The following is a 12,017-nucleotide window of genomic DNA, read 5'->3' as shown; positions in this document are numbered from 1 at the left end:
CGCAAACACGCTGCCGGTGCACTCATCAACCCAGCCTACCGAACAACGAGCTAGACAATTGCGAGACACACCACTAGGGCGGGGGTGTCAGATGGTCTGTGTAAGTCCAGTGCTCATCAGTGAGAGGACAATCTATGAGCATGGCGTTAGACGACATGAATCGCGCCGGGTTTGAATCGGGAATCGGGTCCATACGGGTGTTTTCCAGTCGGCGTTTACACCGACGGAGACGAAGCGAAACAGGGAAGGGTGATTACCTGTCGGTCGGAGAGGCAAAAGACTGAGGCGGGGAGATCGGGTGTCATGCGTCTGCCATGCGTCATCTGTGCATGGCAAGGACGAGAACCCGGAAACCACCTTTGAACATGTGAGCTACGTGCCCCCGGTCAGACTCGAACTGACACTGGACGGGTTTTGAATCCGTTGCCTCTGCCAATTGGGCTACGGGGGCCAGTGCGCGGGTTGCCCGCGCCGGGAACCAACTCTAGATGATCGGCCGAGCGGCCTGCCAACCGGTACTCTGCGTGCACACAGACGTGGCGTCAGCGACGTGGAGGAGGGGATGGTGACGGTGACCGACAGTGCGACGACCGCAGCCGGTGAGACCACGACAACACACCGCGTGCTGGTGGCCGAGGACGATTCCTTGATCCGGATGGACCTGATCGAGATGCTCCGCGAAGAGGGGTACGAGGTCGTCGGGGAAGCGCCGAACGGGCAGGTCGCGGTGGAACTGACCGAGTCGCTGTCGCCCGACCTCGTCATCATGGACATCAAGATGCCGGTGCGCGACGGTATCGATGCCGCGACCGAGATCGCCGAGAAGCGACTCGCCCCGGTCGTCATGCTGACCGCGTTCAGCCAGCGCGACTTCATCGACAAGGCGCGCGACGCCGGCGCCATGGCCTATCTCGTCAAGCCGTTCACGAAGGCCGATCTGGTGCCGGCCATCGAGGTGGCGGTGAGTCGCTACCAGGAGCTCAAACAGCTCGAGCGCGAGGTCGCGACCATGAACGAGCGGCTGGAGACCCGCAAGCTCGTGGAGCGGGCCAAGGGCCTGCTGATGGAGAAGCAGGCTCTGTCCGAACCAGAGGCCTTCAAATGGATACAGCGCGCGGCCATGGACCGCCGGACCACCATGAAAGCCGTTGCGCAGGTTGTCGTCGAGACGCTCGGCAGCGACTGATCCAGAACCCCTGGACGACGCAATGCCTCTGCGCGCAAACCAGTTTCACTGTCTTTACGCAGCCGCAACAAGATCGCGCTAGCTTTTCTCCTGCGAGGCGCGGTTCGCCCTTCGGCGATGCGCCGCCTTCGTGACAAACGCCGAACGCACCGGCCGACCGCCGAACGCAGAGGCCAGACGCAAGGAGAGCATCGATGTCCGTACGCTTTTTGAGGAGCGGGGCAGTGGTCGTGACCGCGGCGGCGACGCTGGTGATCGCGGGCTGTAGCAGTTCAGATTCGGGTTCCGACGGCGGTTCCGAGGCGTCGTCGAGTGCCGCCGTCGAGTCGACCCCCGCACCTCCGGGCCTCGGCCTCGCGCAGAAGCTGGCGTGCAACCCGCCCAAGGCTGTCCCCGGCCCGGCGAGCACGGCCGCACTCAAGGTCGGCACCCTGCTTCCGGCGACCGGTTCCCTGGCCTTCCTCGGACCGCCCATGGAGGCGGGCGTGGAGCTCGCGATCAAGGACATCAATGCCGCCGGCGGGGTTCTCGATCAACCCGTCGAGCTGGTCACCGGTGACTCCGGAGACACCACGACAGACACGGCCAACGCCACCGTCGACCGCGAACTCAGCGCCGGAACGCAGGTGATCATCGGTGCCGCGTCGTCCTCGGTGTCGTTGAAGGTGATCGACAAGGTCGCCAACGCGGGTGCGGTCATGTTCTCGCCCGCCAACACCTCCGACGAATTCACCTGCTACGAGGACAAGGGGCAGTACTTCCGCACCGCACCGGCGGATACCCTCCAGGCGCAGGCGCTCTCGCAGACGATGGCCGAGGACGGCGTGCAGCGCGTGTCGATCCTCGCGCTCAACGACCCGTACGGAACCGGACTGGCCGACAACACCGTTCGCGATCTCGAGGCCGCGGGTGTCCCGGCCGACCAGATCCAGAAGATCATCTACGACCCGAACGCCCAGTCGTTCAACGCCGAGGTCGATCAGGTGAAGAACTTCAACCCGGACGGCATCGCGGTCATCGGTTTCGAGGAGAGCGCCAAGATCATCACCCGTATGCACGAGGTGGGCATCGGCCCGAGCGACGGCAAGCTCGTCTACGGTGTCGACGGCAACATGGGCAACGCCCTCGGTGAGGCTGTCGGTCCGGGCCTGCTCGCAGGTATGAAGGGCACCACGCCGCTCACCCAGACCAGCGGTGACTTCCAGGCGGCCCTGAAGGAGGTCGACGGCGATCTCATCGACTTCAACTACTCGGGTGAGAGTTACGACGCCACGGTGCTGAGTGCTCTCGCGGCCACCGCGGCCAAGTCGACCGACGGCCGCGCGATCGCGGCAAACATCATCGGGGTGACCAACGGCGAGGAGAACTGCGACTCCTACCAGGCCTGCCTGGACCTGCTGAACGGTGGCAAGACGATCGCCTACGTCGGCAAGACCGGCAACCTGGCGTTCAACGCAGCCGGTGAGCCGAGTGTCGGCTCGTACGGTGTGTTGGAGTTCGACGACGCCAACAAGCTGCTCACCCCGACGCGCAAGTACGTCTCGGTCGCGGCGCAGTAAGACCCGCACACGACGAGACCCCCGGCTTCGGCCGGGGGTCTCGTCGTCGGTGCGGTCGGCGGGGGGAAGTGCCGTCGGGACGGGCCTATGACCTCAGTTCTTCTCGGAGCTGCCCGCGAGCGTGCCGAGGTAGAGCTCGATGATCTTGGGGTCGGTGGCCAGGTTGCGGCCGGTGTCGGTGTAGGCGTTGCGGCCCTGGTCGAGGACATACCCGCGGTCGCAGATCTGCAGGCACCGCCGGGCGTTCTGCTCGACCATGATGATCGAGACGCCGGTGGCGTTGATCGCCTTGCAGCGGATGAACACCTCGTCCTGGAACATCGGGGACAGACCGGCCGACGGCTCGTCGAGTAGCAGTACCGCCGGGTCCATCATCAGCGCACGGCCCATCGCGACCATCTGCCGTTCGCCGCCGGACAGCGCACCTGCCTTGATCTTTCGCCGTTCCGAGAGCAGCGGGAAGAGTTCGGACACGAAGTCGAACCGCTTGGCGAAGGTCTTGGGCCGCAGATAGACGCCCATCTCGAGATTCTCCTCGATCGTCAACGCGGGGAACACATTCTGTGTCTGCGGGACGTAACCGACACCCTTGTCGACGAGAACATGGGCCTTGGCCGAGGTGATGTCGTCGCCACGGAGGGTCACCGAACCCTTGCGCACCGGGATCAGTCCGAACAGGGTCTTCAACAGCGTCGACTTCCCGGCACCGTTGGGGCCGATGATCCCGACGATCTCCCCGTCACCGAGGTAGAAGTTGCATTCCTCGAGGATGTTGATGCCGGGCAGGTAGCCGGCGGTGATGTCGTCGGCCCGCATCAGGGCGTTGCCGGCCAGCTTGCGGTGCTCCTCGGCGGTGGCCGCGAGTTGCGCGGGCGTCAGCTGTCCGGGACCGGGGTCGGTGCTCATCGTCCGTCCTTCTTCGTGTCCGGGGTCGTGGGGGGCAGTTCGGTGACCTCCGAGAGATCCCCGCCGTCCTCCAGCGTCGCCTCGATGGCCGCCTCGACCTTCTCGGCGAGTACGGCGGTGGCGCCCACCGGCCGACCCTGGTCGTCGAACTCGAGGGCCTGGTCGTGGTGCCCGCCGAGGTACGCGTCGACGACGGCGTCGTTGTCGCCCAACCGATCCGGGAGCGACTCGGCGATGATCTGACCCTGGGCCATCACGACGACCCAGTCGCTGATGTCGCGGATGACGTCCATGTCGTGTTCGACGAAGACGACCGTGACCCCTTCGTCCCGCAACGACTTGATGTGTTCGAGCAGACTCTGGGTGAGGGCCGGGTTGACACCGGCCATGGGCTCGTCGAGCATCACGATCTCGGGGTCGGTCATCAGCGCGCGCGCCATCTCCAGCAGCTTGCGTTGCCCGCCCGACAGGGAGCCGGCGAAATCGTCGGCCTTGGCGTCGAGCTTGAAGCGCCGGAGCAACTCGTGTGCGCGTTCGGTGACCTCGGCCTCCTGTCTGCGCCACACCCAGGGCGCGAGTGCGGCGAGGAAATGCTCGCCCCGCTGCCCGGTTGCGCCGAGCCGGACATTGTCCAGCACAGTCAGTTTCGCGAGAGCCTTCGTGAGCTGGAAGGTGCGCACCATGCCGCGGCGGGCCACCTGATGCGGAACCATCCGGCCCAGGGAGTCGCCGTTGAGCGACCACGTGCCGGAGTCGGGCTTGTCGAAGCCGGTGATCAGGTTGAAGAAGGTGGTCTTGCCCGCGCCGTTGGGGCCGATGAGGCCGGTGATGGCGCCGCGCTGCACCTCGAGATGATCGACCTGCACCGCCTTGATGCCGCCGAAAGTGCGGGAGATGTTGTCCACCACGATGATCGGATCGGGTTTGGGCGAACCCGACTCGGCGGCAACGCCGGCGAACAGCTGGGCACGCTCCGCGGCCGACAACGCGGTGAGGTCCCGGCGCGTCGCCCGGATGGCCGCAGTACCCGTGTAGGCGGAGTCGTCAGGCATCGAGCTGCACCTCCCTCTTGTTCCCGAGCAGGCCCTGCGGTCTGAACACCATCATCAGGATGATCGCCAGACCGAGCAGAACGTAGCGGAATGCGCCGACCTGCTGCGCGGACAGATTCAACAGCGGGTCGTCGCCGGACGTGGCCTGCCGCAGCAGTGCGTCGGGCACGGCGAGGAGGAACCAGAACAGCATGGCACCGAGCACCGGGCCGAACACCGTCGCCGCCCCGCCGAGGATCAGCGCGCCGTAGGCGAAGAAGGTCTGTGCGGTCGAATAGAAGTCGGGATTGATCGACTGCGTTGCAAAGGCATTGAAGACACCCGCGAGGCCGCCGATGCAACCGCCGAGTACCAGGGCCTGCATCTTGTAGAAGTACGCGTTCTTACCCAGCGAGCGGGCGGCGTCCTCGTCCTCGCGTACCGCCTTGAGGACGCGGCCCCACGGACTGCGGACGAGCAGGTACACCATCACACACAGCAGGCCGACGACGATCCAGCCGACCACCATCGACCACAGGTCGCCGCCGAGGAACTTGACCCCGAGGAACGAGTACTGCTTGCCGTTGTCGAACGGGCTGATGGAGAAGAAGCTGCCCGCGTATCCGTAGATGCCGTTGGTGGAGCGGGTGAAATCGTCGGTCGACGTCGAACGGAAGACCAGACGCAGGATCTCCGATGCGGCGATGGTGACGATTGCCAGGTAGTCCGCGCGCAGACGCAGGGTCGGGAGGCCGAGCACCACGGCCAGCATCCCGGCCGCGGCGATGCCGATGATGGCGCCGAGCCACAACGGCTGGTCGTAGTTCACCGCCATGATCCCGACGCCGTATCCGCCGAGCAGTGCGAAGGCGATCTGGCCGAAGTTGAGCAGGCCGGCGTAGCCGAAGTGCAGGTTCAGGCCGATGGCCAGCAGGGCGTAGAAGATCGCCGACGGGCCGATCAGCTGGGCGATCGCTATCTGGAGCGCTGAGATGATGTCCATGGGTCAGCCGATCCTCGCTCGAGATCCGAGAATGCCCTGGGGCCGGATGGTCAGGATGATGATCAGGATCAGCAGCCCGCCGATGTATTTCAGGTCCGGACTGAGGATGTAGGTCGACAACTGGACCAGCAGACCGACGATGACACACCCGAGCAGTGCGCCGTAGGCCGTGCCGAGACCGCCGAGTGTGATGCCGGCGAACATCAGCAGGAGCAGTTTGAAGCCCATCTCCCACTGCACCCGGCCGCCGAGCTCGGAGAGCGCGAACATCACGCCGCCGAGTGTGGCCAGACCGCCCGCCAGGGCCCACACGAACAAGATGACCCGGTCGACGTCGATACCCGACGACTCGGCGAGATCCTTGTTGTCGGCGACCGCTCGCATGGCCTTGCCGATCCTGGTGCGCTGCAACAGCAGTGCGACGCCGAGCAGGACCACGATGCTGATGATGATGCAGGCCAGGTTGACCGGTGTGATCGCGAAGGGGCCCGAGCCGATCTGGGTCTGCGCCTGATAGTCGTCGAACGGTTCGGCGCGATCGGAGAAGAAGATCAGGATCAGGTAGCGAAGCACCAGCGACAGGCCGATCGACACGACGAGCATGGCGATCAGCCCGGTTCGTCGTCTTCGCAACGGTCTCCACAGACCGAGCTCGTTGAGGATGCCGATACCGATACCGACGATCACCGCCAGGATCGTCGCCGGGATCAGCTGGACGCCGAGCTTGACGTTGATCACCCATGCGATCACCGCGCCGAGTGTCACCAACTCGCCGTGCGCGAAGTTCGTCAGTCCGGTCGTGCCGAAGATGAGGCTGAGACCGACGCCGGTGATCGCGATGATCAGGCCGAAGCGTATGCCGTCGATGGCCAGCCGTGTCAGTTCGGAGACTGCCGACACCTCGGTGCCGGTGCGGACATCGCCGAAGGAGAAGATGACCGGTCGCGCGGTGCCACCGCTGACGTCGACGGGCAGCTCCGCCTTCTGGACCTCGACGCCGTCGGGGAGTGAGTCGGTGTTGATGACGATCGTGTACTGGCCGGGTGGCACGTTGATGGACCACGCACCCGTGGCCGACGAGGTCGCGGTGCCGACAACGGTTCCGGATGCGTCCTTGGCCTCGAGTTCGACGCCGGCGACCTTGTCCGTACCGTTGCGCAGCACGCCGAAGACGCGGACCGAGTCGCCGGGCGCGGCCGCGGCCGGGGAGGCGCCGAACAGCCCGAACAGCATCGACGCGGCGAGAAACACCAGCATCGCGATCGCCGACCGGCGCATCGGTGGAAGGTGGCCAGACGGATGGCTCTCGCGATCGGGACGGTCGTCGAGAGCGCATCGTGGCGGCGTCTGCGGCGCGGTGCCGGCGCGTTGCGATGTCACCCTGCGGGACATTAGCGCCAGCGTCGTCACCACGTGGCGACAACGACGTTTCCCGGAGGTAACTTCTCCTCGACGCTGCCCAGTCGGGAAGTCGCGATGTGCTGTCGGAGACCCGATCCGGGTCGTACGCTGGTCCGATGGTCCCGGTCAGCGTGTCCACCACCACAGACGTCGAACTCGCCGCTTCGTTGCTGGCACAGGCCTTCGCCGACGACCCGGTGACGGTCTGGATGCAGCCCGACACGGCGCGGCATCTCATCATGTTCCGCACCCTGCTCAAGTACAGCCACGGCCCGAATTCGACGCTCGATCTCGCGATGCGTGACGGGCAACCGGTCGGTGCCGCCGCCTGGGATCCCCCGGGCCACAAGGTCTCGGCCCTGTCGCAGATGGTGTCGATGGTCGGCTTCTTCCGGGCGATGGGCTCGCGGATGAGCCGCGGGATGAAGCTCGAGGAGGAGTTCGGCAAACGACGTCCCAAGGAGCCGCACTGGTACCTCGGTCAGATCGGGGCGCCGGTGCACGGGGTCGGGGTGGGCACGTCTCTCCTGGGGCATCGACTCGAGCAGATCGACGGACCCGCCTACCTCGAGTGCTCGAACGTCCGCAACGTGCCGCTCTACGAGCGTTTCGGGTTCAGCGTGACCGAGGAGTTCGAACTGCCGCTCGACGGCCCCAAGGTGTGGTCCATGTACCGGCCCCTCCCGTGAGAGGCCGAGTGTGAGGAGTCCGGCAGGCTGTGTCGGGGGCGGTCACTAGACTCGGCGATTGTGAGTCCAGCGCAGAGTTCCCCGGCAACGACCCCAGCCAAGGCCACCGGATCGACGGGCAAGGCGGCACCCGGCGCCAAGGGCAAGACCAAGCAGCCGGTGTTGATGCTGCTCGACGGGCACTCCCTGGCGTACCGGGCGTTCTTCGCGCTCCCGGCGGAGAACTTCAAAACCCATTCGGGGCAGACGACCAACGCCGTCTACGGCTTCACCTCGATGCTGATCAACCTGCTGCGCGATGAGGAGCCCACGCACATCGCCGCGGCCTTCGACGTCTCACGCAAGACGTTCCGGTCAGAGATGTATCCGGAGTACAAGGCGCAGCGGTCCAAGTCCCCGGACGAGTTCAACGGCCAGGTCGATCTCACCAAAGAGGTCCTGGACGCGCTGGGTGTCTCGGTGTTGGCCATCGAGGGTTACGAGGCCGACGACATCATCGCGACCCTGGCGACCCGGGCGCGTGAGGACGGATACAAGGTCCTGATCGTCACCGGTGACCGCGACTCGCTGCAGCTCGTCGACGCCTCCACCACGGTGCTCTATCCGCGCAAGGGTGTCTCGGACCTCACGCGGTTCACGCCCGAGGAGGTCGAGAAGAAGTACGGTCTCACCCCCACCCAGTACCCCGACTACGCCGCGCTGCGCGGTGACCCCAGCGACAACCTGCCGGGTATCCCCGGGGTCGGGGAGAAGACCGCCTCGAAGTGGATCCGCGAGTACGGGTCGCTCGCGGCCCTCGTCGATCACGTCGACGAGGTCAAGGGCAAGGTCGGCGACGCGTTACGCGCGCATCTGGCGTCGGTGCAGACCAACCGGCAGCTCACCGAGCTCGTCCGGGACATGCAGCTGCCGACGTCTCCCGACGACCTGGCCATGGTGGGGTGGGACCGGGACCGTATCCACCAGCTGTTCGACGACCTGGAATTCCGGGTGTTGCGGGACCGTCTCTTCTCGACGTTGAGTTCTGTCGAACCCGAGGCGGAAGCAGGTTTCGATCTCGACGGTGCGGTCCTGGGTGCCGGTGAGGTCGCCGGATGGCTGACCGAACATGCGCGCACCGGTCGCGTCGGTCTCGCCGTCACCGCCCCGCATGTCGTGGTCGGCGCGGACCCGACCGGGGTGGCGATCGCGGCCGCCGACGGGACGTCGGCGTATGTCGACGTGACCGCGCTGAATCCCGAAGACGAGGCGGCACTGGGGGATTGGTTCGCCGACCCGACCGCGCCGAAGGCGGTTCACGAGGCGAAGTGGGCCGTACACGCACTGCGCTCACGCGGCTGGAAACTCGACGGTGTCACCAGCGACACCTCGCTCGCCGCCTACCTGGTCCGACCGGGACAACGGACGTTCAACCTCGACGACCTCGCGCTGCGCTACCTGCGTCGTGAACTGCGCGCCGACGGCGGCCCGGGCGACGGCCAGATGTCGTTGCTCGACGACGATTCGGACGGGCGGGTGGCCGAACAGCACATGCTCGAGGCGCGGGCGGTCCAGGAACTCGCCGACACGCTCGACACGGAACTGGACCGGATCGACTCCAAACCGCTGCTCACCGAGATGGAACTGCCGCTGTCGTTCGTGCTCGCCGATGCCGAGGCCGCGGGCATCGCCGTCGACGTCGACCATTTCGGTGCCCTCGAGCGGATGTTCGCCGACCGGATCCGCGCCGCGGCCGAGGCGGCCTACGAGGTCATCGGAGAACAGATCAACCTCGGTTCGCCGAAGCAGTTGCAGACCATTCTCTTCGACAAGCTGGACATGCCGAAGACGAAGAAGACCAAGACCGGCTACACCACCGACGCCGACGCGTTGCAGTCGTTGTACGAGAAGACCGAGCATCCCTTTCTCGCACACCTCCTCGAGCACCGCGACGCGACGCGGCTGAAGGTCACTGTCGACGGGCTGCTGAAGTCGGTCGCGGACGACGGACGTATTCACACGACGTTCAATCAGACGATCGCCGCGACGGGACGCCTCTCGTCCACCGAACCGAATCTGCAGAACATCCCGGTGCGTACCGAGGCGGGCCGCGAGATCAGGCGGGGCTTCATCGTCGGCGCCGACACCGCGACCGGTGTGCCCTACGACTGCCTCATGACCGCCGACTACAGCCAGATCGAGATGCGGATCATGGCCCACCTGTCGGAGGACGCCGGCCTCATCGAGGCCTTCAACACCGGGGAAGACCTCCACAACTTCGTCGGGTCACGGGCCTTCGGGGTGCCGATCGACGAGGTCACCACCGAGATGCGCCACCGGGTGAAGGCCATGTCGTACGGACTCGCTTACGGGCTCAGCGCATTCGGGCTCGCCGCCCAGCTCAAGATCAGCCGCGACGAGGCCAAGGAGCAGATGGAGGCGTACTTCGCGCGGTTCGGCGGGGTGCGCGATTATCTGCACGACGTGGTCGCCGAGGCCCGCCGAAACGAGTACACCGCAACACTGTTCGGTCGCCGGCGGTATCTGCCCGATCTGAACAGCGACAACTGGCAGCGCCGGCAGTCCGCGGAACGGATGGCGCTCAACGCTCCCATCCAGGGCACCGCCGCCGACATCATCAAGGTCGCGATGATCAACGTCCACAAGCGCCTCGCGGCTGAAGGGCTCACGTCGCGAACACTTCTCCAGGTCCACGACGAACTCGTGATCGAGGTCGCCTCGGGTGAGCGGGAGGCCGTCGAGGCCGTTGTGCGCGAAGAGATGGGCAATGCCATCACCTTGTCCGTCCCGCTGGAGGTGTCGGTCGGGTTCGGCCGCTCCTGGGACGACGCAGCTCACTGATGGGTGACCGGGACAGAGAGTTCGGAGTCCTCGTCGGGGACGGGATCGGACCCGAGATCGTGCCGGCGGCGGTGACGATCGCCGAGGCAGCCGCTCGTGCGGAGGCGATCGAGATCAGTTGGCAGCACTTACCTTTCGGGCTGTCTGCGATCACGTCGCACGGAGATCCGGTGCCCGCGGAGACGCTGACGGCCCTCGACGAGCTCGGCTTCTGGATCGTCGGTCCCCACGACTCGGCGGCGTACCCGCCGGATCATGGGGACCGCACGCCGGGAGCGGTCCTGCGAACCCGGTACGACCTGTTCGCCAATCTCCGTCCCGCCCAGGCATTTCCGGGTGTTCCGGCGCTCCGGTCGGACATGGATGTCCTGATCGTGCGGGAGAATTCCGAGGGCTTCTACGCCGATCGCAACATGGCGGTCGGCAGTGGCGAATTCATGCCGACACCCGACGTGGCACTGGCGGTCGGGCTCGTCACACGCGCGGCGTCGGAGCGAATCGCGCGAGTCGCATGCGCCGCCGCGATCGAGCGTGCGGGTTCCGACCGGCAGCCGCGGTTGACCATCGTGCACAAGGCGAACGTCCTGCGCATGACCACCGGCCTGTTCCGGGATGCATGTCGCGACATCGCCGCCGGGTTCCCCGAGATCGAGGTGTCCGAGCAACACGTCGATGCCATGGCGGCCCTGCTGGTTCGGCGTCCCGCGGACTTCGACGTCCTCGTCACCGAGAACCTCTTCGGCGACGTCCTGTCCGACCTCGCCGGCGAGCTCGCCGGTTCGCTGGGCATCGCCGGTTCGGTCAACAGCTCGGAGTCCCGCGTGATGGCGCAGGCGTCGCACGGTGCCGCACCCGACATCGCCGGGCGCGGCATCGCGAACCCGGTCGCGATGATCGCCTCTGTGGCAATGGGTTTTCAGAGGTACGGGCAGATGACCGACGACGCGGCCCTCGTCGCGGCCGGTGCCCGGATCGACTCGGCGGTTGCCGAGACGCTCGCGCACACCGCGACCCGCGACCTGGGCGGCGAGGCGAGCACCGCCGAGTTCGCCGACGCGGTGGTCCGGCGGATCGTCGAGCGGTGAGCTCTGCGAGCGGACTACGAAAGAACTCGTTGTGCTCGGAGGGAGGCCGATTACTGCTCCCTGAGGTGCGAGGAGCGCAAGCGACGACCCCCGTTGCTCCCTGAGGTGCGAGGAGCGCAAGCGACGAGCCGCGAAGGGTCCCGCAACCCGTCTCACCAGGACCCTTCGTGACGCAGCCTCCGCAAGCTCCGGCCGCTCCTCAGGGAGCAGGTGGTGACGCAGCCTCCGCAAGCTCCGGCCGCTCCTAGTAATAGCTGGAAGGGCTGGTAACTGGGACATCCTCCTGATGTGGTCGTAGGGGCTTGGTTATCCCAAC

At 66.1% G+C, this 12,017-nt stretch carries 9 protein-coding genes and 1 tRNA gene; 5 read left to right on the top strand and 5 right to left on the bottom strand.

The annotated features are described in order from the left end of the window. Positions 1-377 precede the first annotated feature (377 nt). Positions 378-451, bottom strand: a tRNA-Leu gene (locus KB201_RS24355). 111 nt (positions 452-562) lie between these two features. On the opposite strand from KB201_RS24355, the gene KB201_RS24350 reads away from it, so the two are divergent. Continuing rightward, on the top strand, positions 563-1,186 hold the full coding sequence (locus KB201_RS24350) for an ANTAR domain-containing response regulator (protein WP_058251875.1): 624 nt from the start codon (positions 563-565) through the stop codon (positions 1,184-1,186). A gap of 194 nt (positions 1,187-1,380) precedes the next feature. Further along, entirely contained in the window at positions 1,381-2,745 is a 1,365-nt protein-coding gene (locus KB201_RS24345; RefSeq protein ID WP_058251839.1) for an ABC transporter substrate-binding protein, read from the top strand. A gap of 93 nt (positions 2,746-2,838) precedes the next feature. Here the strand turns inward: KB201_RS24345 and KB201_RS24340 are convergent, their stop codons facing one another. From KB201_RS24340 to KB201_RS24325, 4 genes are read right to left on the bottom strand one after another with little or no spacing between them, the layout of a single operon-like run. Continuing rightward, complete coding sequence (locus KB201_RS24340; protein WP_058251840.1) at positions 2,839-3,651, bottom strand: ABC transporter ATP-binding protein; 813 nt, start codon at positions 3,649-3,651, stop codon at positions 2,839-2,841. Then, positions 3,648-4,703, bottom strand: coding sequence for an ABC transporter ATP-binding protein (locus KB201_RS24335; protein ID WP_058251841.1), 1,056 nt, complete (start codon positions 4,701-4,703; stop codon positions 3,648-3,650). The genes KB201_RS24340 and KB201_RS24335 overlap by 4 nt, the downstream gene beginning before the upstream one ends. Next, the gene (locus KB201_RS24330; RefSeq protein ID WP_058251842.1) at positions 4,696-5,685 is read right to left on the bottom strand and encodes a branched-chain amino acid ABC transporter permease; all 990 of its coding nucleotides are present in this window, start codon (positions 5,683-5,685) and stop codon (positions 4,696-4,698) included. Before KB201_RS24330 ends, KB201_RS24335 begins: the two co-directional genes overlap by 8 nt. A 3-nt stretch (positions 5,686-5,688) precedes the next feature. Next, positions 5,689-6,942 carry a branched-chain amino acid ABC transporter permease gene (locus KB201_RS24325; protein ID WP_058251876.1) on the bottom strand — a complete coding sequence of 418 codons (1,254 nt, stop codon included), beginning with the start codon at positions 6,940-6,942 and terminating at the stop codon, positions 5,689-5,691. 260 nt (positions 6,943-7,202) lie between these two features. On the opposite strand from KB201_RS24325, the gene KB201_RS24320 reads away from it, so the two are divergent. Genes KB201_RS24320 through KB201_RS24310 form a run of 3 tightly spaced genes read left to right on the top strand, consistent with a single transcriptional unit; the run spans position 7,203 to position 11,701 of the window. Beyond that, positions 7,203-7,775, top strand: a complete 573-nt coding sequence (locus KB201_RS24320; protein WP_058251877.1) for a hypothetical protein — start codon at positions 7,203-7,205, stop codon at positions 7,773-7,775. Positions 7,776-7,835: 60 nt separating this feature from the next. Then, on the top strand, positions 7,836-10,616 hold the full coding sequence (gene polA / locus KB201_RS24315; protein WP_058251843.1) for a DNA polymerase I: 2,781 nt from the start codon (positions 7,836-7,838) through the stop codon (positions 10,614-10,616). Further along, positions 10,616-11,701, top strand: a complete 1,086-nt coding sequence (locus KB201_RS24310; RefSeq protein ID WP_058251844.1) for an isocitrate/isopropylmalate dehydrogenase family protein — start codon at positions 10,616-10,618, stop codon at positions 11,699-11,701. The genes polA and KB201_RS24310 overlap by 1 nt, the downstream gene beginning before the upstream one ends. The last annotated feature ends 316 nt before the right edge of the window (positions 11,702-12,017 follow it).

Source organism: Gordonia sp. SCSIO 19800 (genome assembly GCF_018132775.1).
Taxonomy (GTDB): Bacteria; Actinomycetota; Actinomycetes; order Mycobacteriales; family Mycobacteriaceae; genus Gordonia; species Gordonia hongkongensis.
Note: the sequence above shows the minus strand (reverse complement) of the source record. Positions and strands in the feature narration are given on the sequence as shown.

Bases quoted from the DNA above. Each gene is read 5' to 3' on its own strand.
- KB201_RS24350 (WP_058251875.1), top strand. From the start codon at position 563: ATGGTGACGGTGACCGACAGTGCGACGACCGCAGCCGGTGAGACCACG.
- KB201_RS24345 (WP_058251839.1), top strand. From the start codon at position 1,381: ATGTCCGTACGCTTTTTGAGGAGCGGGGCAGTGGTCGTGACCGCGGCG.
- KB201_RS24340 (WP_058251840.1), bottom strand. From the start codon at position 3,651: ATGAGCACCGACCCCGGTCCCGGACAGCTGACGCCCGCGCAACTCGCG.
- KB201_RS24335 (WP_058251841.1), bottom strand. From the start codon at position 4,703: ATGCCTGACGACTCCGCCTACACGGGTACTGCGGCCATCCGGGCGACG.
- KB201_RS24330 (WP_058251842.1), bottom strand. From the start codon at position 5,685: ATGGACATCATCTCAGCGCTCCAGATAGCGATCGCCCAGCTGATCGGC.
- KB201_RS24325 (WP_058251876.1), bottom strand. From the start codon at position 6,942: ATGCTGGTGTTTCTCGCCGCGTCGATGCTGTTCGGGCTGTTCGGCGCC.
- KB201_RS24320 (WP_058251877.1), top strand. From the start codon at position 7,203: ATGGTCCCGGTCAGCGTGTCCACCACCACAGACGTCGAACTCGCCGCT.
- KB201_RS24310 (WP_058251844.1), top strand. From the start codon at position 10,616: ATGGGTGACCGGGACAGAGAGTTCGGAGTCCTCGTCGGGGACGGGATC.